The sequence below is a fragment of the Acidovorax sp. DMC1 genome, from assembly GCF_056314325.1.
In genome coordinates, this window is sequence record NZ_JBQUYO010000001.1 from 793,705 (window position 1) to 815,208 (window position 21,504).

General features: G+C 67.1%; 23 protein-coding genes. 7 read left to right on the top strand and 16 right to left on the bottom strand.

What is annotated here, in order from left to right:
* Positions 1–16: 16 nt before the first annotated feature.
* The 13 genes from lpoB to mnmG all read right to left on the bottom strand — a co-directional run bounded on the left by lpoB (position 17) and on the right by mnmG (position 11,839).
* The gene (gene lpoB, locus ACT531_RS03710; RefSeq protein WP_476016511.1) at positions 17–631 is read right to left on the bottom strand and encodes a penicillin-binding protein activator LpoB; all 615 of its coding nucleotides are present in this window, start codon (positions 629–631) and stop codon (positions 17–19) included.
* 180 nt (positions 632–811) lie between these two features.
* Positions 812–1,219 (bottom strand): YcfL family putative periplasmic lipoprotein, encoded by a 408-nt coding sequence (locus ACT531_RS03715; protein WP_015011927.1) that lies wholly within the window; start codon positions 1,217–1,219, stop codon positions 812–814.
* A 35-nt stretch (positions 1,220–1,254) separates the two neighbouring features.
* A complete protein-coding gene (locus ACT531_RS03720; RefSeq protein WP_060984338.1) occupies positions 1,255–2,796 on the bottom strand; it encodes a COG3014 family protein in 1,542 nt (513 codons plus the stop codon).
* A 333-nt stretch (positions 2,797–3,129) separates the two neighbouring features.
* Positions 3,130–3,873, bottom strand: coding sequence for a class I SAM-dependent methyltransferase (locus tag ACT531_RS03725; protein ID WP_476016512.1), 744 nt, complete (start codon positions 3,871–3,873; stop codon positions 3,130–3,132).
* Positions 3,874–3,885: 12 nt separating this feature from the next.
* Positions 3,886–5,241: a hypothetical protein gene (locus ACT531_RS03730; RefSeq protein ID WP_476016513.1), complete on the bottom strand. Its 1,356-nt coding sequence runs from the start codon at positions 5,239–5,241 to the stop codon at positions 3,886–3,888.
* A 237-nt stretch (positions 5,242–5,478) separates the two neighbouring features.
* Positions 5,479–6,396: a ParB/RepB/Spo0J family partition protein gene (locus tag ACT531_RS03735; RefSeq protein ID WP_110960593.1), complete on the bottom strand. Its 918-nt coding sequence runs from the start codon at positions 6,394–6,396 to the stop codon at positions 5,479–5,481.
* A gap of 40 nt (positions 6,397–6,436) precedes the next feature.
* Positions 6,437–6,733, bottom strand: a complete 297-nt coding sequence (locus tag ACT531_RS03740) for a cupin domain-containing protein (protein ID WP_116748482.1) — start codon at positions 6,731–6,733, stop codon at positions 6,437–6,439.
* A 25-nt stretch (positions 6,734–6,758) separates the two neighbouring features.
* Positions 6,759–7,028: a hypothetical protein gene (locus ACT531_RS03745; RefSeq protein WP_110960595.1), complete on the bottom strand. Its 270-nt coding sequence runs from the start codon at positions 7,026–7,028 to the stop codon at positions 6,759–6,761.
* Positions 7,025–7,567: an RBBP9/YdeN family alpha/beta hydrolase gene (locus ACT531_RS03750; RefSeq protein ID WP_343734109.1), complete on the bottom strand. Its 543-nt coding sequence runs from the start codon at positions 7,565–7,567 to the stop codon at positions 7,025–7,027. The genes ACT531_RS03745 and ACT531_RS03750 overlap by 4 nt, the downstream gene beginning before the upstream one ends.
* 34 nt (positions 7,568–7,601) lie before the next feature.
* Positions 7,602–8,414, bottom strand: a complete 813-nt coding sequence (locus ACT531_RS03755) for a ParA family protein (protein WP_015011919.1) — start codon at positions 8,412–8,414, stop codon at positions 7,602–7,604.
* Between the two features lie 24 nt (positions 8,415–8,438).
* Positions 8,439–9,053, bottom strand: coding sequence for a LysE family transporter (locus ACT531_RS03760; RefSeq protein ID WP_343734108.1), 615 nt, complete (start codon positions 9,051–9,053; stop codon positions 8,439–8,441).
* A 117-nt stretch (positions 9,054–9,170) separates the two neighbouring features.
* Positions 9,171–9,857, bottom strand: coding sequence for a 16S rRNA (guanine(527)-N(7))-methyltransferase RsmG (gene rsmG / locus ACT531_RS03765; protein ID WP_296335357.1), 687 nt, complete (start codon positions 9,855–9,857; stop codon positions 9,171–9,173).
* Positions 9,854–11,839 (bottom strand): tRNA uridine-5-carboxymethylaminomethyl(34) synthesis enzyme MnmG, encoded by a 1,986-nt coding sequence (gene mnmG / locus ACT531_RS03770; RefSeq protein WP_060984347.1) that lies wholly within the window; start codon positions 11,837–11,839, stop codon positions 9,854–9,856. The genes rsmG and mnmG overlap by 4 nt, the downstream gene beginning before the upstream one ends.
* A gap of 329 nt (positions 11,840–12,168) precedes the next feature.
* On the opposite strand from mnmG, the gene ACT531_RS03775 reads away from it, so the two are divergent.
* The 6 genes from ACT531_RS03775 to gstA all read left to right on the top strand — a co-directional run bounded on the left by ACT531_RS03775 (position 12,169) and on the right by gstA (position 16,528).
* Positions 12,169–12,765: an NADPH-dependent FMN reductase gene (locus tag ACT531_RS03775; RefSeq protein WP_015011916.1), complete on the top strand. Its 597-nt coding sequence runs from the start codon at positions 12,169–12,171 to the stop codon at positions 12,763–12,765.
* Between the two features lie 12 nt (positions 12,766–12,777).
* Positions 12,778–13,044, top strand: coding sequence for a YkgJ family cysteine cluster protein (locus ACT531_RS03780; RefSeq protein ID WP_476016514.1), 267 nt, complete (start codon positions 12,778–12,780; stop codon positions 13,042–13,044).
* A gap of 176 nt (positions 13,045–13,220) precedes the next feature.
* The gene (locus ACT531_RS03785) at positions 13,221–14,096 is read left to right on the top strand and encodes an RNA polymerase sigma-70 factor (RefSeq protein ID WP_015011914.1); all 876 of its coding nucleotides are present in this window, start codon (positions 13,221–13,223) and stop codon (positions 14,094–14,096) included.
* A 229-nt stretch (positions 14,097–14,325) separates the two neighbouring features.
* A complete protein-coding gene (locus ACT531_RS03790; protein WP_056057668.1) occupies positions 14,326–14,781 on the top strand; it encodes a carboxymuconolactone decarboxylase family protein in 456 nt (151 codons plus the stop codon).
* A 248-nt stretch (positions 14,782–15,029) separates the two neighbouring features.
* Complete coding sequence (locus ACT531_RS03795) at positions 15,030–15,803, top strand: class II aldolase/adducin family protein (protein WP_056742476.1); 774 nt, start codon at positions 15,030–15,032, stop codon at positions 15,801–15,803.
* Between the two features lie 116 nt (positions 15,804–15,919).
* Positions 15,920–16,528 carry a glutathione transferase GstA gene (gstA, locus tag ACT531_RS03800; protein ID WP_015011911.1) on the top strand — a complete coding sequence of 203 codons (609 nt, stop codon included), beginning with the start codon at positions 15,920–15,922 and terminating at the stop codon, positions 16,526–16,528.
* Between the two features lie 8 nt (positions 16,529–16,536).
* On the opposite strand, the gene ACT531_RS03805 is transcribed toward gstA, so the two are convergent.
* A complete protein-coding gene (locus ACT531_RS03805; protein WP_476016515.1) occupies positions 16,537–17,763 on the bottom strand; it encodes a YbfB/YjiJ family MFS transporter in 1,227 nt (408 codons plus the stop codon).
* Positions 17,764–17,935: 172 nt separating this feature from the next.
* On the opposite strand from ACT531_RS03805, the gene ACT531_RS03810 reads away from it, so the two are divergent.
* Positions 17,936–19,039: an alkene reductase gene (locus ACT531_RS03810; RefSeq protein ID WP_110960607.1), complete on the top strand. Its 1,104-nt coding sequence runs from the start codon at positions 17,936–17,938 to the stop codon at positions 19,037–19,039.
* 24 nt (positions 19,040–19,063) lie between these two features.
* Here the strand turns inward: ACT531_RS03810 and ACT531_RS03815 are convergent, their stop codons facing one another.
* Both ACT531_RS03815 and ACT531_RS03820 read right to left on the bottom strand, forming a co-directional pair.
* On the bottom strand, positions 19,064–19,651 hold the full coding sequence (locus ACT531_RS03815; RefSeq protein WP_146870404.1) for a hemerythrin domain-containing protein: 588 nt from the start codon (positions 19,649–19,651) through the stop codon (positions 19,064–19,066).
* Positions 19,652–19,805: 154 nt separating this feature from the next.
* Positions 19,806–21,473 carry a methyl-accepting chemotaxis protein gene (locus tag ACT531_RS03820; RefSeq protein ID WP_110960609.1) on the bottom strand — a complete coding sequence of 556 codons (1,668 nt, stop codon included), beginning with the start codon at positions 21,471–21,473 and terminating at the stop codon, positions 19,806–19,808.
* Positions 21,474–21,504 lie beyond the last annotated feature (31 nt).

The window sequence follows — 21,504 nt, forward strand, 5'->3', positions numbered from 1 at the left end:
GCGCCTCAGGGGGATGTCACCGCTTACTTGTCTTGCGGATTTCCTTTTCGTCCTGCCATTCGATCGTGCCTTCCTGCACATCAAACAGCTTCAGCGTGAACTTGTAGTACACGTCCTTGGTCGTGTTGTTCTGCTTGACGATGCTGGTCAGCTCGCCTTCCATGCTGTACTTGGCGGCGGTCATCTGGCCGACCTTGGCGGTGGTGCCCTGCTTGTACAGGCCGCTCTGGTTCTGGCGCTGCAGCTCGTCCACACCGGCCTGCATCTCGTTGATGGAGCGCACAAAGCGCACCTTGCCCGACTTGACCAGCGCGGTCTGGATCGAGTTCATCACGTTGGTGGTGTCGATGTACTCGCTGGTCTTGTTCTTGACGGTGGAAATGGTCACCGTGGGGCGGCCCTGGAAGATGCCGGTTTCGAGCAAGCCGCCGGTCATCTTCTCGGCAATCATCTGCAGGTCGGTGGAGCCGAATTCGTTGGTCACCAGCTCGACGGCCTTGGCATCACCGTAATTGACCTGGCGGTCAAAACGCACGGTGGGCGACGACAGGTTCTGGCAGGCCGAGAGGGCCAGGGTGCTGGCGGCAAAGGCCAGGATGAGCGCAGTGCGCTGGATGCGATGGTGGTTCATGGTGTGTTTCCTATGGTCTTATCGAAGGCGCTTCGCGTGGCCTATTGCGCTTGAAACTGGCGCTCCCCGTGCGCGGGCAGCCGCGCAAGGGCCGCCCCGCCGCGCTGGCTGCGTCCCCCTCCCACGCGAAGCGTGAGAGAGGGGGAAGGCGCGAAGCGACTCAGGGGATGCTTCATGTCCTTAGCGCGGTTCTACGTTCATTTCCAGGCGCAGGTCGACGGCTGCAGACGTCGGCGCCACGCTCTTGACGGTCTGCTGCCCCAGGCCCAGCACCGTCATCTGCTTCCACGATTCGCCATCGCCCACCTGGTTGCCCACGTTGTCCAGCCACTTGAAGCGGTAGAACACGGTGCGGTCGGTGCGGCCCATGTTGGCCATATCGGCCTGCACCACCAGGATGTCGTTCTTGCGCACGATGCGCATCTCGCGCACAGCGATGCTGTTGGCCTCACCGCGCAGGGCCACCTTGGCGGCCACGGCCAGCGGTGTGGCAGGGTCATGCAGTTGGGCGCTGGCGCTGCCAGCCAGGGTCATCAGGGCCGCACACAGCACGGCAGGGATCGCGGCGGGGACAAAACGGGTTCTCATGCCAGAGGCTCCTTGAATGGGATCAGAAACAGGGGTCAGTTCTTGGCGGCTGCAGCGGGCTGGGCGGCCGTGGGCTTGACGGTGGACGACGGGACGGTGCGGGCGCGGTTGTTATTGGTGGTGCGCACCGGAGCGGCGGGCGCCGCAGCAGCGGCTGCAGGGGCCGGCTGGGGTGCCGCCGCCACCGTGGGCAGCTGGCCCAGCATGGCCACGTCGCCGATCAGCACGCTGTTGTCATACATGCGCAGGGGCACCAGGGCGTACTGGCCGTCGATCTTGATCGGCTGGGGCAACTGGCGGCCGTTGATGGAGACAGTGTGCTCGCCAGGGGGCAGGTAGCCACGGGCCACATACACGCGACCGGGCAGCATGCGCCACATGCGGTCGTCGGCCTGCTCGGTGGCCACCGAGGCTGCGGCGCCAATCAGGCCGCCGATGAGGCCGCCACGCTTTTGCAGCTCGTTCTGCAGCACGCCCTTGGCCACAGCGCGGGTGAAGCCGCGCAGCACCATGCCGGGCATTTCGTCCTTGAGCGCACGGCGGGCCATCACGTTCACGTCCACCACTTTTTCGAGCTTGAGGTCGGTGCCGGCGGCCGACACCACCGTCAGGGGGGCGTCCTTGGAGGGCTCGATCACGGGGTACGAAATGCTGGCGGTGACCATGCCCCGGCCGGTGGGCACGGGGATGGTGAAGGCCTTGGGCTTGCGTGCAGGCGCGTCACCGGCCTCGACGATAAAGAGCACGTCGGTCATGCGCTGGCGGCGCTTCCAGGTGAAACCGGTGCGGTTGTCCAGGCCGCGCAGGCCTTCTTCCAGCACGGGGGTGTCGGGCTTGAGCTCGATGGCCTTGCGGTAGCCGGGCGCAGCCAGGCCAGGCTCGTTGAGCATTTCGTACAGGAAGCCAGCCAGGTAGTGGGACAGCGCGTTGGAGTAGCCGTTCTTGAGGGCCAGCACTTCGGGGTCGTTGAGCGTTTCGACCGGGTAGCCATTCAGCTCCTTGCCGCCCGATGTGGCGCCCTTGGACTTGGCCTCTTCTTCGGCCGCCAGGGTTTCCTTGGCGCGGAACTCGGCAATGATGGCTTCGCGCTCGTGCGTGCGCTTGATGTCCACACGGGCGTTTTCAAAATCGCCCACGGCCATGCGGTTGAGCGCCAGGCGCGTGGTCAGCCACACCTTTTCATAGTCCTGGCCTTCGTAGACCTTCAGGCGCTCGCTCACCAGGGCCGCGCCCACGGTGCCCATCAGCTTGGAGGGGTTGGTCTTGGCGGTTTCTTCCCATTCCTTGACCTTGTTGTCGGCCAGCAGGAAGGCGTTGGTACTGTCGGGGTAGCGGCGGTCCATGCGCAGCAGCTCACCGCGCTCCATGTTGAAGAGCAGCGCCGTTTTTTCTTCTTCGGTCTTGGCCGTGCTCTCCAGGCTGGCCAGCGCGGCGGGGATGCCGCCACTGCGCCCGGCGGTCTGCATGTCGGTGGCCGTTTTGTCGTGGCTCTGCATGGTGGCGCAGCCGGTGAGGGCAGCGCTCAGCGCCAGCACCCACAGCAGGCGCGGACGGAAACGGGATGGGTGGGCGGTCATGGATGCTCCTTGCAGATCGGTCGGTTGCTCACCAGAAACACCCCGCGCTTCCCACGCGCAGCCGCGCAGCAGCCCCACCCAGAGGAGGGTGCGGCGAATGCGGCGTGCGTGGTGGAAGTCCGGTCAAGGCGGGTGCTGGCAGCCCGTGCGCCCCCTCCCGGCGCGGTTACGTGCTGCGTGCGCCCCCCTCTGGCTGTGAGTTTCTTGGTTCTTGTGTATGGGGTTGTAGCCAGCCGCGCAATGTAGCAAAAGCTTGTATCTTTTCTGTAACCGTGTGGGGCCGGCGACACAGGCGGACACAGGTGCGGGCGCATGGATTGCTTGGCGTGCATGTCATCCCTCCTGCGGCTGGCGCGGCATGCGGTACAGCCACACCACCCGCCCACCGGGTGCACGCAGCTGGGCACTGGGCAGCCAGCCGGGCACCGCAAACTCCAGGCTCACCAGCCAGGCGCCAGGCACCAGCTCGGCCTGGGCCTTGGCGGCCGCGCGGGCCATGCTTTCGGGCCGCTGGAACAGGTACACCATCTGGTAGGCGCTCCAGTCGGCCTTCCACATGTCGGCACGCTGCACCCGGGCCCAAGGGCAGCGCAAGGCACACAGCAGGCGCAGCGGCCAGCTCCACTCCAGTCCGTCCAGCTGGGCGGCCGGGTAGGCATGGCGCAGGGCCTTGAGGCCATCGCCCAGGCCACAGCCTGCATCGAGCACGCGCGCGCCCAGCGGCAGCGGTGCCTGCACGGCCAGAGACTGCAGCGCGTGGCGCGGTGTGGGAAACAGGGGCGCATCGCGCCACGCATTGAGCGGGTAGACCAGCAACAACAACGACAGCGGCACCAGCCACGCCCACGTGGGCAGGCTGGCCGCCCCCAGCAGCGCCAGCGACAGAGGGAACCCGGCGGCAATCAGCCCGCGCCGCCACCAGCTGTCGCCCAGCACACTGGCAGCCGTACCCAGCAGGCAGGCCACCAGAAAGGCGGCCACCGGTGGAACCGCGCGCTGCAGCGCCACAAAGATCAGCCACGCGCAAGCCCACGCCGCCAGTGCGGGCAGGGGCCAGGGCATGCGCAGGGCGAGCATGGTTCTCCGTTCTCAGCGGCCAAAAATGCCGCGCAGCAGATTGACGGGGTTGACCACGTTGCCTGCCTCCGTGCCGCCGTCGCCTGCGGGCGGCTGGCCTGCGGGCGCACCACCCATGCCGCTGGAATAAGCGCCTGTGCCGCCCGACGGTGCAGTGGGTGCTGCGCCCATGCCGCCACGGCGCCCCTGCATCTCCTCGCCCAGCATGGCCATGGTGTGCGACTTCACACGCACGCGCACCGACCATTCAGGCTCCCACGCGGCCTTGGGGTCGGCCGGGCGGGGTGGGTACACGATGTGGCTCTCGCCACCGTAGGCCATCATGCGCAGCATGGGCGTGGCATCGCGCCCACCGCCCGCAAAGATGCCCTGGGGGATCGCGCACTGCGTGGTCTCAGGCTGCAGCAGCACTCGCTCTTTAAGCCAGCGGTCGATGGTGGCGGGCGAGAGGTAGTCGAACAGACCCATGCCGGTGTCGGGCGTCTCGGCGCTGGACCACATGATGAGGTCGTCCCCGCTTTGCGACATGGCGTGCAGGTAGTAGGCGCGCGCATTGCGCACCGGCTGCCAGCTGGTGCCCATGCTGTCCTGCGGCTTGCCAGTAGTGCGCAGGTCGATGGCGGGCATCAGGTCCTGCGCCGCGCCCAGCGTGAACTTCATCGAGGCAGGCACGCCGTCGCCCCGCACCTGGTGCTCGCCCACCACCGAGCTTTCCCGCGACAGGCTGACCTGGTTGCGTTCGTTGGGGTACAGCGCATAGGCCGGGCCCACGCGCGGGCCCCGGTCGGGCACAGCGCGGCCTGCAAAGGCCTGGGCGTAGTCGGAGGGCTTGGCACGCGCCAGATCGATGACGCGGGGCTGGCCCGCACGCACCGCGCTACCGCAGCCCCAGTACAGCAGGATGCGGCCCTTGGGCTGCTGTTGCTGGTACTCACGGGGCACTTCGCCCGGCTCGGTCTGGGTGGGCTGGGCGCGCGGGGGGATCAGAGGTAGGGACTCGCCCATGCGCATGCCGGGCGGGATGGACTGGCTGGCTTCTACGCCGGGGCGCAGGCTGTTGTGCAAGGCGATGTCGATGACCCGCGGCGGCATGATGGACATGGCACGGGCGTTGCCGTATGACGTGTTGCTGCCGCCCCCCATGCCCGGCGCTGCGCCGCCGCCCATGCCCCCCATGAGGCCGCCGAGCATGCCGCCGCCACCGGGCAGGCTGTCCATCTCGGGCATGCCGGCCATGGTGCCGGTGGACAGGTCCATCCACAGCTGCACCTTGGGGGCCTTGGTGTTTTGGGCCTGGGCGCCCAGGCTGGCAATGCACAGGCCGGCGGCCAGGCAGACGGGGGTCAGATAGCGCAAAGGGGTTGTCATCGGGTCTGCTCCAGGAGATACAGGGATCACCCGGCAAACCATCGTGGGCCGCAAAGCGGCTTTGTCGCCGCCCTGTGAAGAGGCCTTGCGGTCAACCCGGGTGTGTTGAACGCAGCGCAGTGTAGGCCTCGCAAGGACGCATTTTGCCCGTGCAAATTACTTGTGGAAACCGTTTCTGTGCGCTATTTCACGCCATCTTGCGCGGCGACAACGCCGCGCCCCGGAGCGATGAGCGGGTCAGCCGCGCAGGCGGTCGATCAGCCCGTTGAGCGCCTCCAGCGACCCGAACTGGATCGCCAGCTCGCCCATGTCCTCCACCCGGCCGTTGCGCTTGACGCGTTTTTTCACACGCACCTCGACCTCGGCCATGAGCAGGTCCGACAGCTCTTCTTCCACACGCTTCAAGTCGCGCGACTTTTCCTTCTGGGGCTTTTGTGGCACCAGACTGAACTCGGCGCCGATCTTCTTGACCAGCGCCTCGGCCTCGCGCACCGACAGTTTCTTGGCCGCGATCTGGTTGCCCGCCGTGATCTGTGCGGCGCGGTCCAGCGACAGCAGTGCACGCGCATGGCCCATGTCGATGTCGCCCGCCATCAGCATGGTCTGCACCGGCTCGGCCAGGTTCAACAGGCGCAGCAGGTTGCTGGCCGCGCTGCGCGAGCGGCCCACGGCCTGTGCGGCCAGCTCGTGCGTGAGGCCAAACTCCTTGACCAGGCGCTGCAGGCCCTGGGCTTCTTCCAGGGGGTTGAGGTCTTCGCGCTGGATGTTTTCGATGAGCGCCATGGCGGCGGCCGACTCGTCCGGCACATCGCGCACCAGCACCGGCACCTCGGCCAAGCCTGCCAGGCGCGAGGCCCGAAAGCGCCGCTCGCCCGCAATGATTTCGTACTTGCCCGCGTGCTCCCCGCCCGTGAGGCGCCGCACCAGGATGGGCTGCATGATGCCCTGGGCCTTGATGGACTCGGCCAGCTCGTACAGCGCGCCCTCGTCCATGCGCGTGCGCGGCTGGTACACCCCCGGCACCAGTTCGGACAGCGGCAGGCTGCTGGGCAGACCCGCTTCGGCGGCCTGGGCCTGCTCCACTTTGTCTTCGACCTTGGGGCCCAGCAGGGCTTCCAGGCCTCGGCCGAGGCCCTTGGGTTTTTTGGTGACCATGAAATGCGTCTCGCGAAAGGAAAAAGGAAAGGGGGAAGAATCAGCGGTCGATGATGACCAGCGTGCCGCGGCTGCCGGGCGCCACGGCGTGGGGCACGCCTGCGGGCACGATGAACACCTCGCCCGCGTTCACCTCGGTGACCTGCCCTTGCAGGTCCAGGCGCATGCAGCCGTCCAGCACCAGCAGGGCTTCGTCAAAGTCGTGCGACTCGTCGGGGTAGGCCGCGTCATCCATGCGCAGCACCTTGAGGTTGGCACCCGCAGCGCGGCCCACCACCGTGGAGTTCCAGGCGCGGGGCAGTTGGTCGGCAAGGGCAGACAGGCTGATCTTGGTCATGGGTCGTTGGCCAGGGTTCAAAACGTCACAGTGCGGAGCGGCTCGCCACGCGGCGCCGCTTGCGACTGCGCCACAGGCGCAACCACACACCGAAGGCCACCGCGAGCAGCACGAGGGCCAGCATGAACTGCCCCAGCGCGCCCACCACCACCGCGCTGCTGGGCAGCAGCCAGGCAAGCACCACCTGCAAGGCGTCGCCAAGCCAGTAGAAGTCAGCCGTGACCCGCCGAGGTGGAGGGACAGCGCCGTCCGCCATCACCGGCGGGCGCTTGCGCCAAAAAACCCAGCGGCTCATGCCGGAGTGGCGAGCTGCATCAGCCAGCCCCGCCCCTCTTCCCAGTCGCCCAGCCCGGATTCGGCATTGATGTGCCCGCGCTCGCCATAGTCCACAAACCGCGCACCCCAGGCCTGCGCCAGCCCCTCGGCACGCTCGAAGCTGCAGTACGGGTCGTTGCGGCTGCCCACCAGCACGGCCGGGAACGGCAGCGGCTGGCGCGCAATGGGCGCCCAGCCGTGGATCTGCGCGGCCAGGTCCGGCCGCTCCACATCGCCCGGCGCCACCAGCAGCGCGCCGCGCACCTTGGCCGCATGGCGGGTGTGTGCCGCCCACCAGGCCGTCAGGATGCAGCCCAGGCTGTGCGCCGCCAATACCACCGGGCCGTCGGCATCGGCCACGGTCTCTTCCAGGCGCGCAGACCAGTCGCCGCGCAGCGGGCGCATCCAGTCGTGCTGCTCCACGCGCTGGTAGCCATGCGCAGCCTCCCAGCGGCTTTGCCAGTGGTCGGGGCCAGAGTTCTGCCAGCCGGGCAGCAGCAGGATGTTGGAGGCTTTCATTACTATCAATTTAATAGCTAGCAGCGCATATCATTCAAGCGCCTGCGGCCATTTTGGCCATGGAGGCTGCGGCTGGGGGCATGGTTTTCACACGCGCAACCATCTCCTCGGCAAACTCCACAAAGGCCTGGCTGCCCTTGGCGGCCGGGTCGAACACCACACCGGGCAGCCCGTAGCTGGGCGCCTCGGCCAGGCGCACGTTGCGCGGGATCACGCTGTTGAACACCTTGTCGCCAAAGTGGCCCTTGAGCTGGTCGCTCACCTGCTGCTGCAGCGTGATGCGCGGGTCGAACATCACGCGCAGCAGGCCGATGATCTGCAGGTCGGCATTGAGGTTGGCATGCACCTGCTTGATGGTGTTGACCAGGTCTGTGAGCCCTTCGAGCGCGAAGTATTCGCACTGCATGGGCACGATCACGCCGTGGGCGCTGCACAGTCCGTTGAGCGTGAGCATGGAGAGTGACGGCGGACAGTCGATGAGCACAAAGTCGTAGTCGCCATCGGCCTCGGCCAGCGCGGCCTTGAGGCGCCTTTCGCGGTGCTCCAGCGCCACCAGCTCCACCTCGGCGCCCGCCAGTTCGCGGTTGGCGCCCAGCACCCAGTAGCCACATTTGTCCGACAGCACGGCCGCCTCTTTGACCGAGGCGGATTCGAGCAGCACGTCGTACACCGTGAGGTCGAGGCTGCGCTTGTCCACGCCCGAGCCCATGGTGGCGTTGCCCTGCGGGTCCAGGTCCACCATCAGCACGCGCTGACCGATCTTGGCCAGGCCGGCGGCAAGGTTGACGGTGGTGGTGGTCTTGCCCACCCCACCCTTTTGGTTGGCAACGCAAAAAATCTTGGCCATGTGGGTGCTGCAGTTCGTGTGGTGTTATTTGGAGATGGCCAGCTTGATGCCAAAGCCGATCAGGAAGACGCCCGCGATCTTTTCCAGCGCGCGGCCGATGCGCGGGTTGGCGCGCATGCGCTCGGCCAGGTGGTGCGTGAGCAGCACGGCGATCAGGCCATAGAGAAACGTCAGTGCCGCCACGGTGGCCGCCATCACGCCAAAGGTCAGCATGCCCTGGTGGCGCGCAGGATCGACAAACAGCGGGAAGAACGCCATATAGAACACGATGGCCTTGGGGTTGAGCAAGGTGATGAGCCCGGCCTGCTTGAAGTAGTGGCGCGGCTCGATGTTCAGGATGGGCTGGGCGCCCGGCTTGGCCGTGACCATCTTGAAACCCAGCCACGCGAGGTAGGCCGCGCCCAGCCACTGCACGGCGTTGAAGGCCGCCGGGTACGTGGCGAGCAGCGTGGCCACCCCAGCCACCGCCGCCCACATCAGCACCTGGTCACCCGCGATCACGCCCAGGGTGGCGGCCAAACCGCCCCGGATGCCGCCCTTGCTGGTAGAGGTGATGAGCGCCAGATTGCCCGGACCTGGGATGAGCAGAAACAACACAATGGCAGCGACAAAGGCGCCGTAGTCTGCGATGCCGAACATGGTTTCTCCTGGTGCGCGGGGAGGGTGCGATGGGAATATGCACCCGGGTGAGCAGCCGAGTTTACGCGAGCCCCCTGCCCTGGCTGTCGAAAAGTCGGCGCGGCAGCGCCGAGGCCATCAGACCGGCTTCATCCAGACGATGCAGCGCTCGGCATCCAGGCCGGGCACGGTGAGCTGTTCCACGTGAAACACCGCTACATCCGCAGGCAGTGCGGCGATTTCGTCCTCCGGGTGTTTGCCCTTCATGGCCAGCCACACGCCGTGGGGCGCGGCCAGTGCACTGCGCGACCAGCTGACGAAGTCCGGCAACGAGGCAAACGCACGGCAGCTGATGAGGTCGAACGGCGTGGTCAGCGTCTCGACCCGCGCATGCACGCCGTGCAGGTTGCGCAGCTTGAGCGCCACCGCCGCCTGCTGGATGAACGCGGCCTTCTTGCCCACGGTGTCCACGCAGCTCACATCCACATCCGGGCAGCAGATGGCAAACACCACGCCGGGTAGGCCGCCGCCCGACCCGACATCCAGTAGCTTCACCGCTGCCACCGCCCCACCCTGCTGCAGGCCCGCCACATGCCTGCGCAGCGGCGCCACGGCGGCCAGGCTGTCCAGCAGGTGGTGCGTCATCATCTCTTGCGGGTCGCGCACGGCGGTCAGGTTGTAGACCTTGTTCCACTTCTGCAGCAGTGCCAGGAAGTCCATCAACAGCCCGACCTGCGCATCGCTCAGGCCCAGCGCCAGCGCATCCGCCCCGGCTTGCAGTTGCTGACGCAGGCTGTCGTTGTTGCTGTTCACCACCATCGTCATGCCGCCACTTCGCCTTCTGCCTTGGCGGGCGCTGCCGGGGTCACGGCGAACTCCTTGAACCCGCCCTTCTTCAAGTGCACCATCAGCAGCGAGATCGACGCGGGTGTGATGCCGGTGATGCGCGAGGCATGGCCCAGGGTCTCGGGCCGGTGGCGGTTGAGTACCTGGCGCGCCTCGATGCTCAGGGCTGTGACCTGCATGTAGTCCAGGTCGGGCGGCAAGCGCAGTTTCTCGAAATGCGCGGCACGCTCCACCTCGCCCTTCTGGCGGTCGATGTAGCCTGCGTACTTGGCGGCAATCTCCACCTGCTCCAGCACCGGGGCGCTCAGGTCGCCCAGGGTTTCACGTGAAACATCCGCCGATGCGTACTTGCCACCGTCCATGGACATCAGGTTGGCATAACTCACATCGGGGCGACGTAGCAGTTCAAACAGGTTGTATTCGTGCTCGATGCTCTTGCCGAGCACGCGCTCGGATTCGGCCGCGGGCAGGTTGCGCGGGTTCACCCAGGTGGCCTTCAGGCGTTCTGTTTCACGTGAAACCGCATCGCGCTTGCGGCTGAAAGCATCCCAGCGCGCGTCATCCACCAGGCCCATCTGGCGCCCCACTTCCGTCAGGCGCATGTCCGCATTGTCCTCGCGCAGCTGCAGGCGGAACTCGGCGCGGCTGGTGAACATGCGGTAGGGCTCGGTCACGCCCTTGGTGATCAGGTCATCCACCAGCACGCCCAGGTAGGCCTCGTCCCGGCCGGGCAGCCAGGGCGCATCGCCCCGGCACTGCAGCGCGGCGTTGATGCCCGCGAACAGGCCCTGGGCCGCAGCCTCTTCGTAGCCGGTGGTGCCGTTGATCTGCCCGGCAAAGAACAGGCCTTGGATCTGCCGCGTCTCGAAGCTGCTCTTGAGCGAGCGCGGGTCGAAGTAGTCGTATTCGATGGCGTAGCCTGGGCGCAGGATGTGCGCATTTTCCAGCCCGGGCATGCTGCGCACCAGGTCGTACTGAATGTCGAACGGCAGGCTGGTGCTGATGCCGTTGGGGTAATACTCGTGTGTGGTCAGGCCTTCGGGCTCCAGAAAAATCTGGTGACTGTCCTTGTCGGCAAAGCGGTTGATCTTGTCTTCCACACTCGGGCAGTAGCGCGGGCCCACGCCTTCGATCTTGCCGGTGAACATGGGGCTGCGGTCAAAGCCGCTGCGGATGATCTCGTGTGTGCGCTCATTAGTGTGGGTGATCCAGCAGGGCACCTGCCGGGGGTGCATCTGCGCATTGCCCATGAAGCTGAACACAGGCACCGTGCCCTCGTTCACGCCGCCGGGCATGCCGTCGCCGGGTTGCTCGGTGCACTTGGAAAAGTCGATGCTGCGCCCGTCAATGCGCGGCGGCGTACCAGTCTTGAGCCGCCCTTGGGGCAGCTTCAGCTCTTTGAGGCGTGCCGACAGCGACACGGCAGGCGGGTCCCCTGCCCGGCCCGCAGCGTAGTTGTTCAGGCCAACATGGATTTTGCCGTCCAGGAAGGTGCCCGCTGTCAGCACCACGGTGCGCGAGCGGAAGCGGATGCCCACCTGCGTCACCGCGCCCACCACCCGGTCACCTTCCACCATCAGGTCGTCCACCGCCTGCTGGAACAGCCAGAGGTTGGGCTGGTTCTCCAGCATGCGGCGGATGGCGGCCTTGTACAGAATCCGGTCCGCCTGCGCCCGCGTGGCCCGCACAGCCGGGCCCTTGCTGCTGTTGAGAATGCGGAACTGGATGCCGCCCTCGTCCGTGGCCAGCGCCATGGCGCCGCCCAGCGCATCCACTTCCTTCACCAGGTGGCCCTTGCCGATGCCGCCGATGCTGGGGTTGCAGCTCATCTGCCCCAGCGTCTCGATGTTGTGGGTCAGCAGCAGCGTTTTGCTGCCCATGCGCGCGGCGGCCAGCGCGGCCTCGGTGCCAGCATGGCCACCGCCGACAACGATCACATCAAATTCCTGGGGGTACAACATGGGGAACACTCCGGGGCCACGGTGGGCCCGACATTCAAAACCGTCTGCCGTCCTGCGACGGCCCCACAAGAGCGGGTCGCACGGCGGCGGGCTGCGCCACCGCCAGCCCATCGGGGCAGCAAGGGTGCAAGGGGAAACCCGCGATTTTCCCACCTTTGCATGCTTTTTGTGCAAAGCCCTGGGCACAGCGGCTGCACCAACCGTCCACAGTGCGGATGGCCACCGCTGCCTGGGGCAGATGTTCCACGTGAAACAAGCACCCACCCCCACGCGTCGGAGAGCGGCAGCTTGCAGTATTCCTGCCCCGGCTTTGTGCTCCAATGGCTCGCATGACCACCCAACTTCTCATCTTCGCGGGCAGCACCCGCCAACAGTCCTTTAACCGCAAACTGGCCCACGCCACTGCCGCCATCGCGCGCGATGCGGGGGCCAGCGTCACGCTGATGGAGCTGTCGGACTTCAACATCCCGCTGTACAACGCCGACCTTGAAGCCCAGGGCACGCCCGCCGATGTGATCCGCCTCAAGGAAATCCTCTGGCAACACCCGGCCTGGATCATCTGCTCGCCCGAGTACAACGGCAGCTACACCGCCCTGCTCAAGAACACCATCGACTGGGCCTCCAGCCCCGTCAAGGGCAACCCGGACTGGCAAGACGGCGGCAAGAGCTTTCGCGGCAAGGTCGTGGGCATGCTGAGCGCCTCGCCCGGCGCACTGGGCGGCCTGCGCTCGCAGAGCCATCTGGCGCCCCTGCTGATCAATGCTGAATGCTGGCTCGCACCCAAGGCGTTTGCCCTGGGCTCCGCAGGCAGCGCGTTTGACGACAGCGGCAACCTCATCCAGCCAGCCCACCGCGACCGCGTGCGTGCCGTGGTGGACCAAGTGCTGTGGGGTGCCAGCCGCCTGCAGCCTGCTGGCGGTCAATAAGGCGGCCCGCCCGTGGACTGCCGCCCAGGCTGCGGCGCCTGCTGCACCGCTCCTTCCATCAGCTCGCCCATCCCCGGCATGCCGCTGGGTAAGCCGGCGGGGGTGCGGTGCATTCAGCTGGGGGACGATGCGCGCTGCCGCATCTTTGACCAGCCCGAGCGCCCAGCAGTGTGCGCGGGGCTGATGCCCTCTGCCGAGATGTGCGGCAGCAGCCAGGCGCAGGCTCTGCATTACCTGTCGCGGCTGGAATCGCTCACGCAACCGGCCCCGCGCCCATAGCCGGTCTTGCGGGGCCCCGAGAAGCATTGCAGGTATTTCAAGCCCCAAAGTGACCCCAAGCGCTAGTGCCACATGCGCCAACAGCTATCAAAATAGTAGTTTGCAAGCGAGGCTGTCACAAACCACCGGTGTGCGCCGTCTGTGCTTCACTGAAGCACTCCACCGCCGCCATTGCCATGACCACCACCGACCCGTTCACCACCCTGCGCCCTCGCCTCTTTGGCATTGCTTACCGCATGCTGGGCGTGCGGGCCGATGCCGAGGATGTGCTGCAGGACGCCTGGCTGCGCTGGAGCCGCACCGACGCCAGCACCCTGCAGTCGGCCGAGGCCTGGCTGGTGACCATCGTCACGCGGCTGTCCATTGACCGGCTGCGCGCGCTCAAGGCCGAGCGCGAGGCCTATGTGGGCTGGTGGCTGCCCGAGCCGCTGGTGGAGCTGGACGCCCACACGCCCGAGTCGGCCGCCGAGCTGGCGGGCGAGCTGTCGGTGGCCTTTCTGTACGTGCTGGAGCGGCTGGGGCCGGAGGAGCGCGCGGCCTTTTTGCTGCGCCAGGTGTTCGACTACGACTACCCCGAGATCGCCGCCCAGCTGGGCAAGACCGAGGCCAGCTGCCGCCAGATGGTGCACCGCGCCAGCGAGCGTGTGCAGCAGGCGCGCACCCGCTTCGAGGTGCCGCAGGCGGTGCACCACCAGTTGCTGCAACGCTTCATGAAAGCCGCCCAGAGCGGTGACCGCCACGCCATCGAGGCGCTGCTGAGCGAAGACGCCCAGCTCATCGGCGACGGCGGCGGTGTGGTGCCATCGTTCCCCAAGCCGCTGGTGGGGCCGTTTCGCATCACCAACCTGTACTGGGCGCTGTTCCGGCGCCTGGGCGCACAGGTGGTCTACCGCATGGCGCTCATCAACGGCGAGCCGGGCCTGCTGCGCTATGTGGACGGGCGCATCGAGTCGGCCCAGGCGTTTGTGACCGATGGCGAGCGCATCATGGCCATCTACGCCGTGCGCAACCCGGACAAGCTGGCAGGCATCCCGGCCACGCTACCGCTGTAAAGACACGGAGACAGCGCTGTTCGTGCGAACCGCTGCGCAGGCGGCCCCGGCAAGCGCGCCAGGGCAGAAAAAGAGCAGGCCTCCTGTCACAACCCGGCACGGCGCAGCGTCTTGATGGGTATGGAAGACGGCAATGCAGCCACATGGCGACATCGCCACAAGGCCCCGCACCAGCGCCGTCTTTCACGACCGTCATCAACAACCCTTTGCCATCACCCAGGAGATTTCCATGTCGCAACACAGCGCCCGCCTGCCCTACCACCAACTGTCGTCCAAGGCCTTCATGGGCCTGGTCAACGTCTCTGAAACCATCAAGAAAGGCCCGCTGGGCACCCGGCTGGCCGAGCTGGTGTTCCTGCGTGTTTCGCAGATCAACGGCTGCGCCTACTGCATGGACATGCACTGGAGCGCGCTCGTCAAGGACGGCGCCGACCCACGCCACCTCAACGCCGTGGCTGGCTGGCGCGAGGCACCGTTCTTCAGCGAACGCGAACGCGCCGCCTTCCGCTGGGCAGAGATCATCACCGCCACACCCCACAGCGACGCGAGCGATGACGAGTACGCCAAGCTGAAGGCCCTGTTCTCCGACGCCGAAATCTCCGACCTGGGCTTTGCCATCGCCATCATCAACGCCTGGAACCTGCTGAACGCGGGCATGCGCGCACCGATCCCACAGGCCGGCTGAACGCTGGCCGATGAGGGGTACGGGCCGGTGAAGGGGACATCGGCACGTGGGGCCCGCAGCGGGCGCCGTGCACCAGAAATTCGCGTCGAAATGGCCGATAGCGCTAGTGAGTCATGCCTCTTTTGCTATCAATAATGAAGCACAAGGCGCCCGACACATGGCCGCGGGTGTAGCCTGCCTGACAGACCCAGCCACCGCCCCGCCCTACAGTGGTGTCTTCCCACCCACAACACCGGAGACACCCACCCATGCTCAACATCCCCTCGCTGCAAGGCAGCGTCAGCCCTGAAGAATGGCAGCTGCGCTGCGACCTGGCCGCGTGCTACCGGCTCGTCGCGCTGTACGGCTGGAGCGACCTGGTCTTCACCCACATCAGCGCCAAGCTGCCCGAGTCGGTGTCAGGCCCGGGCGAGCACCATTTCCTCATCAACCCCTATGGCCTCATGTTCGACGAGATCACGGCGTCGAGCCTGATCAAGGTGGACATGTTGTGCAACAAGCTGCACGACTCGCCCTTCCCCGTGAACCCTGCCGGGTTCGTGATCCACAGCGCCGTGCACGAGGCCCGGCCCGAGGCGGGCTGCGTGCTGCACACCCACACGCGCGCTGGCGTGGCCGTGAGCGCGCAAAAGGGCGGCGTGCTGCCCATCAGCCAGCAAAGCACCTTTGTGCTGGGCTCGCTGGCGTACCACGAGTACGAAGGCGTGGCCTTCCGCGACGAAGAAAAGCCGCGCCTGCAGGCCGACCTGGGCGAAGCCAACTTCCTCATGCTGCGCAACCACGGGCTGCTCACCGTGGGCAAGACCATTGCCGACGCCTTCCTGTCCATGTACACCTTCGAGAACACCTGCCGCATCCAGATCGACGCGCAGGCCGGCGGCGAACTGACGCAGGTGAACCCGCAGATCGTGAGCGGCGTGGCCCAGGCCATGCGCGTGCAGACCGGCGGCCTGGGCGGCGCCTTTGCCTGGCCCGCGCTGCTGCGCAAGGTGCAGCGCGACCTGCCTGGATACGACAGCTGACGCAACCCGTCCCCGCTGCACCACGCAGCGGGCGCCGGGGTTGCGCACCGACGCCTGCAAGAATCCAGCACAGCGCATAGGATCGGCGGTTTCCGACCGTTTTCAAGGACCGATCCATGAAGCTTTACTACTCCCCCGGCGCCTGCTCCCTGTCCCCCCACATCGCCCTGCAAGAGGCCGGCCTGGCCTACACCCCCGTGCTGGCCAGCACCAAGAGCCACAAGCTGCAAGACGGCACCGACTACTACACCATCAATGCGCTGGGTTATGTGCCCGTGCTGGAGCTGGACAACGGCGAGCGCCTGCGCGAAGGCCCGGCCATCGTGCAATACATTGCCGACCAGGTGCCTGACAAACAGCTCGCCCCCGCCAACGGCACCCTGGCGCGCTACCGCCTGCAAGAGTGGCTGACCTTCATCGGCACCGAGCTGCACAAGGGCTTCAGCCCCCTGTTCAACCCCGCCACCCCCGAGGAGTACAAGCCCATGGTGCGCGAACGCCTGCTGCAGCGCCTGCAGTGGGTGGACAGCCAGCTCGCCGGCAAGCAGTACCTGATGGGCGACCAGTTCACCGTGGCCGACGGCTACCTGTTCACCGTAACCAACTGGACCCAGCCCACCAAGCTCGACATCTCCGGCCTGGCCAACCTGGCGGCCTACCGCGAACGCGTGGGCGCCCGCCCCGCAGTGCAGGCGGCCATGAAGGCCGAGGGCTTGCTGAAGTAACGCTGGGGCTACAAGGGGCGCTGCCGCCACGCCACCAGCGCCCCCACCCACAGCGCGCAGGCCGAGAACACCAGCCCGCGCGCCAGGCCCCCGGGCCCGTCGGCGATCCAGCCCACCACCGTGGGCCCCACGATCTGCCCGGCCGCAAACACGATGGTGAACGCGCTGATGCCGCTGGCCCACAGCGCCTGCGGCAGGTTGTGCCGCACCAGCGCCGTGGTCGATGCCACCACCGACAAAAACACCCCGCCAAACAGCAGCCCCGAGGCCAGCACCACCGGCCACGCGCCCGTGATGGAGGGCAGGATGGTGGCCACGCCCAGCAGCGCATTCAGGCGTGCCAGCGCCTCACCGCCCCGGCTGCGGTCCAGCAGCCCGGCCCAGATGCGCGACGACAGCACCACGGCCAGCCCCAGCAGGGCGTAGAACAGCGTCACCTCGCCCGCACCCCGGCCCTGCTCGCGCAGCAGTGCCACCACAAAGGTCATGTAGCCGATGTAGCCCACGCCAAACAGGCCGTAACCCAGCAGCGCAGGGGCCAAGGCCCGCCAGCGCACGCGGTCGGGCACTGCAGCCGCCGGTGGGGTCCCGGATGCCGCCGCCACAGGTGCAGCCAGCCCGCTCAACACCCGCGCTGGCCACAGCAGCGCCAACGTGGCCGCCACACAGGCCAGCGCCAGCGCCCACCAGGCCCAGGTCCAGCTGTGCGGCGCAGGCGCCACGCCCAGCACCGCGGGCACCAGCAGCGCCGACAGGCTGATGCCCCAACCCGTGCCGCCGTAGTACAGGCCCAGCAGCAATCCGCTGCGCCCCGGCACCTGCGCACCCAGCCGCGCCGCGAGCAAGCCCCCGGCAATGAACACCAGCGCACTGGCCCCACCAGCCAGCAGGCGCTGCGCCAGCAAGGGCGTTGCCTGCGTGAAAAATCCGCTCAGACCCATGAACACCGTGGCCATCGCGGCGCCCACCAACAGCACTGCGCCAGGGGCCGCGCGCCGCAACAGCCAGGGTGTGGCCAAAGCACCCAGCAAGTAGCCCAGCGCATTCGCCGTGTTCATGCCCCCTGCCAGCGTGTAAGACCAGCCCAGGTCTTCACGCATGGGCGGCAGCAACAAGGCATAGGCAAACCGCGTGATGCCCAGCGAAATGGCGGCACCCATCGACAGGGCCACGGCGAGCCACAGGCTGCGCAACGGGGAGATGGAGAGCGGTGCGGAGGGCGGTGGCGAGGGCATGGCGGTCCATTCTCATGCAACCGCACCCGCGCCGCTTGCGCCGCCGGGACAGCACGGGGTTAACACAAAACCGGAGCCCTTGTTGACGCCAGTGTGCTGCACGTTTTGCGCTGCAGCATTAAGCTGCAGGCCTGCTTTTTTGGCACATCGCCTTTCTCCAGGACTTCTCACCATGACCTCTTTGTTTGAACCCACCCGCGCGGGCGACCTCCAGCTGGCCAACCGCATTGCCATGGCGCCGCTCACGCGCAACCGCTCGCCCGAGGCCATCCCCACCGACCTGGTCGCCACCTACTACGCACAGCGCGCCAGCGCCGGTCTCATCATTTCCGAGGCCACGGCCATCAGCCCGCAAGCCCAGGGCTATGCCGATGTGCCGGGCCTCTATGGCACCGAACAGCTGGACGGCTGGAAGAAGGTGACCCGCGCCGTGCACGATGCCGGTGGCAAGATCGTGGTGCAGCTGTGGCATGTGGGCCGTGTCTCGCACACCGACCTGCAGCCGGGCAACGCCGCCCCCGTCGCACCTTCGGCCGTGCAGGCCAACACCAAGACCGTGCTCATCAAGGACGGCGTGCCCACATTCACCCCCACCTCGATGCCCCGCGCGCTTGATGCCGAAGAGATCCCCGGCATCGTGCAGGACTACCGCCACGCCGCACGCAACGCCATTGCGTCGGGCTTTGACGGTGTCGAAATCCACGCAGCCAACGGCTACCTGATCGACCAGTTCCTCAAGACCGGCGCCAACCAGCGCACCGACGACTACGGCGGCAGCATCGCCAACCGCGCGCGCCTGCTGCTGGAAGTGACCCGCGCCATCGTCGAGGAAATCGGCGGCGGCCGCACCGGCATCCGCCTGTCGCCCGTCACCCCCGCCAACGACATCGTGGACGCCGATCCGCAGCCGCTGTTCGACCACGTGGTGCGCCAGCTGGCGCCCCTGGGCCTTGCCTACATCCACGTGATCGAAGGCGCCACCGGCGGCCCGCGCGAGGTAGAAGGTCGCCCGTTCGACTACGCCGCCCTCAAGGCCGCCTACCGCGCAGCGGGTGGCAAGGGTGCATGGATGGTCAACAACGCCTACACGCGCGAACTGGCCGATGCCGCCCTGGCCAACGGTGCCGACATCGTGGCCTTTGGCCGCCCCTTCATCGCCAACCCCGACCTGGTGGCGCGCCTGAAGGCCAACGCCCCGCTCAACGAGGTGAACCGCGCCACGCTGTACGGCGGCGGGGCCGAGGGGTACACGGACTACCCGGCGCTCAGCGCCTGAGTCCCCACCGAGCGGCGCTGCCGCTCAGGAGGGTGAACCGAGCCCGATCGGGCTCGGCGCCCGCATCACGATGCGGGTGAACAGCCGGTCATACGCCGCATCGCGCGGCTTGCCGGGGGCCAGCGGGTTGGTGTTGCTGGCAAAGGCCGCGTCGATGGCGGTCCAGTCGCCCGGCTGCAGGGCCTCCTGCGCGGCGGGCAGCACCACGGTTTCTTCCAGGCGCATGTGCTCCAGGTAAAAGCGGATGTAGCGCTCCAGCGCCAGCGCAAACGCCTCGCGGCGCGCATCGCCCATCAGCTCCCAGCCCAGCAGCAGGTGCTGCAGTTCGCGCACGGCGGCCTCGCCACCCTCGTGGTCTCGCTCCAGCTGGGCGATGGCCTCGGCCGCCTGGGGTGAGCGCTCGGCCACCTTGGGGAACAGCCACTGCGACTCCTTGGGGTGGTGCTGCCGCTCGGGAAACTCATCGATGTAGAACAGCATGGCCCGCATCACGTCAAAGAACGCAGCGGGCTCGTCACCCGGGCCCTGGTCCAGCATCAGGCGCAGCGAGTGCAGCACCGCTGCGAGCGACGCATGCTCCTCGCGAATGGTTCGCAGACTGATCGACGGCATGGCGCACTCCCCAGGTTCAACAAGGCCCCAAGGGTGCCACGCGCTCCCCGGTGCGCCCATGACGCAGGTCAATAAACCGCCGGGCAGCACCGCCCACAAAAAAGCCCCGCAGACCAGGCCTGCGGGGCTCGTCGAAACAAAAGGCCTGGTGCGGTCAGTGCGTCAGGCGTGCCTGCGCAGGGCCTGCAGCCAGCGCCTGGGGCGCCTGGTCTGCATAGGGGGCAGCCACTGCGCCGCCGTGGCCATAGCCACCGGCCGATTCGGCCAGACGGAACTGCTGCACCACGTGCGACAGGCGCGCGGCCTGCTCGCGCAGCGACTCGGCGGCGGCGGCGGACTCTTCCACCAGCGCCGCGTTCTGCTGCGTCATACGGTCGATCTCGCCCACCGAGCTGTTCACCTGGCCAATGCCGGCCGATTGCTCGGACGCTGCGGCCGTGATCTCGCCAATGATGTCGCCCACGCGCTGCACGCTGCTCACGATGTCCTTCATGGCCGTGCCGGCTTCTTCCACGTGGCGCACGCCGCCGTCCACGGCCGTCACGCTGCTCTGGATCAGGCCCTTGATGTCGCTGGCCGCCGCCGCACTGCGCTGCGCCAGGCTGCGCACCTCGCTGGCCACCACTGCAAAGCCCCGGCCCTGCTCGCCTGCGCGGGCCGCTTCCACGGCCGCGTTCAGCGCCAGGATATTGGTCTGGAAGGCAATGGAGTCGATCAGGCCGATGATGTCGCCGATCTTGCGGCTCGATGTCGAAATCTCGTGCATGCTGGCCACGGCCTGCTGCACCACGCCGCCACCGTGGGTGGCCATCTGCGAGGCCGACGCGGCCAGCTGGTTCGCCATCTGCGACGACGACGCCGTCTGTTGCACCGTGGACGTGAGCTGCGACAGCGAAGACACAGCTTCTTGCGCGTTACTGGCCGTCTGCTCGGTGCGTTGCGACAGGTCCTGGTTGCCCGTGGCAATTTCCTGGCTGGCCGTGGCGATGTTGCCGCTGGCATCCCGCACCTGCGCCACCAGCGCGCTCAGGCCTTGCTGCATGTCGCGCAGCGCGCGCTGCAGGTCGGCCACTTCGTCCTTGCCCTCGGCAGCAATGTGCTGCGACAGGTCGCCGCCCGCGATCGCCTGGGCCATCTTGCGCGCTTCTTCCAGGGGCTTGCAGATGGAGTTCATGTTCATCAGCGTGGTGGGCACCACCACCACCACGGTGATCAGCACCGCCAGCACAAACAGCCACTTCGTCTGGTTGGACACCTCGCTCTGCTGCGCCACCGACTTGGACACCTCGGCGCGCAGCACCGAGTCCAGCTCGGCCATCAGCTTGTCGGCCTCGGCAAACTCGGCCACGGCCTTGCCGCTCATGCGGTTGGCAATGGTGGCGGTGTCGTAGCCGCCCGCCTCCAGCTGGCGCGCCACGTGCGCAAACAGCTCGCGATAGCTGTCCAGGCGCTTGACGATGTTGCGCACCACCGCGTTGTCAGAGTCTTCCCCGCCTTCCAGGAACTTGTTGGCAATCTTCTTGGCCTTGTCCTGGCTCTCCACCCACTTGGCATGGGCGGCCTTCACGGCTTCGGGCTTTTCGTAGCCAATGATCATGTCCTTCTCGTACTGGCGGATGGCCCCCATCTCGCCCCGCAGCTCGGCCATGCTGCTCACCTTGGCGAACGAGTGGTCCATGAAGTTCTGGCTCATGTCGTTGATGCGGAACATGCCCAGCATGCCCGCGCCACCCAGCAGCCCCAGCAGGCCCAGCACCACGCCAATGGCGCCCAGCATGCGCAAACGTATGGTGAACTGCCGCATGAGCGAGAAGAGATTCATGATCTGTCGTCCTTGATATAGCTATGCCGAT

Excerpts from the sequence above, each read along its gene's own strand:
- lpoB (WP_476016511.1), bottom strand. The coding sequence starts at position 631 with ATGAACCACCATCGCATCCAGCGCACTGCGCTCATCCTGGCCTTTGCC.
- ACT531_RS03715 (WP_015011927.1), bottom strand. The coding sequence starts at position 1,219 with ATGAGAACCCGTTTTGTCCCCGCCGCGATCCCTGCCGTGCTGTGTGCG.
- ACT531_RS03720 (WP_060984338.1), bottom strand. The coding sequence starts at position 2,796 with ATGACCGCCCACCCATCCCGTTTCCGTCCGCGCCTGCTGTGGGTGCTG.
- ACT531_RS03725 (WP_476016512.1), bottom strand. The coding sequence starts at position 3,873 with ATGCTCGCCCTGCGCATGCCCTGGCCCCTGCCCGCACTGGCGGCGTGG.
- ACT531_RS03730 (WP_476016513.1), bottom strand. The coding sequence starts at position 5,241 with ATGACAACCCCTTTGCGCTATCTGACCCCCGTCTGCCTGGCCGCCGGC.
- ACT531_RS03735 (WP_110960593.1), bottom strand. The coding sequence starts at position 6,396 with ATGGTCACCAAAAAACCCAAGGGCCTCGGCCGAGGCCTGGAAGCCCTG.
- ACT531_RS03740 (WP_116748482.1), bottom strand. The coding sequence starts at position 6,733 with ATGACCAAGATCAGCCTGTCTGCCCTTGCCGACCAACTGCCCCGCGCC.
- ACT531_RS03745 (WP_110960595.1), bottom strand. The coding sequence starts at position 7,028 with ATGAGCCGCTGGGTTTTTTGGCGCAAGCGCCCGCCGGTGATGGCGGAC.
- ACT531_RS03750 (WP_343734109.1), bottom strand. The coding sequence starts at position 7,567 with ATGAAAGCCTCCAACATCCTGCTGCTGCCCGGCTGGCAGAACTCTGGC.
- ACT531_RS03755 (WP_015011919.1), bottom strand. The coding sequence starts at position 8,414 with ATGGCCAAGATTTTTTGCGTTGCCAACCAAAAGGGTGGGGTGGGCAAG.
- ACT531_RS03760 (WP_343734108.1), bottom strand. The coding sequence starts at position 9,053 with ATGTTCGGCATCGCAGACTACGGCGCCTTTGTCGCTGCCATTGTGTTG.
- rsmG (WP_296335357.1), bottom strand. The coding sequence starts at position 9,857 with ATGACGATGGTGGTGAACAGCAACAACGACAGCCTGCGTCAGCAACTG.
- mnmG (WP_060984347.1), bottom strand. The coding sequence starts at position 11,839 with ATGTTGTACCCCCAGGAATTTGATGTGATCGTTGTCGGCGGTGGCCAT.
- ACT531_RS03775 (WP_015011916.1), top strand. The coding sequence starts at position 12,169 with ATGACCACCCAACTTCTCATCTTCGCGGGCAGCACCCGCCAACAGTCC.
- ACT531_RS03785 (WP_015011914.1), top strand. The coding sequence starts at position 13,221 with ATGACCACCACCGACCCGTTCACCACCCTGCGCCCTCGCCTCTTTGGC.
- ACT531_RS03790 (WP_056057668.1), top strand. The coding sequence starts at position 14,326 with ATGTCGCAACACAGCGCCCGCCTGCCCTACCACCAACTGTCGTCCAAG.
- ACT531_RS03795 (WP_056742476.1), top strand. The coding sequence starts at position 15,030 with ATGCTCAACATCCCCTCGCTGCAAGGCAGCGTCAGCCCTGAAGAATGG.
- gstA (WP_015011911.1), top strand. The coding sequence starts at position 15,920 with ATGAAGCTTTACTACTCCCCCGGCGCCTGCTCCCTGTCCCCCCACATC.
- ACT531_RS03805 (WP_476016515.1), bottom strand. The coding sequence starts at position 17,763 with ATGCCCTCGCCACCGCCCTCCGCACCGCTCTCCATCTCCCCGTTGCGC.
- ACT531_RS03810 (WP_110960607.1), top strand. The coding sequence starts at position 17,936 with ATGACCTCTTTGTTTGAACCCACCCGCGCGGGCGACCTCCAGCTGGCC.
- ACT531_RS03815 (WP_146870404.1), bottom strand. The coding sequence starts at position 19,651 with ATGCCGTCGATCAGTCTGCGAACCATTCGCGAGGAGCATGCGTCGCTC.
- ACT531_RS03820 (WP_110960609.1), bottom strand. The coding sequence starts at position 21,473 with ATGAATCTCTTCTCGCTCATGCGGCAGTTCACCATACGTTTGCGCATG.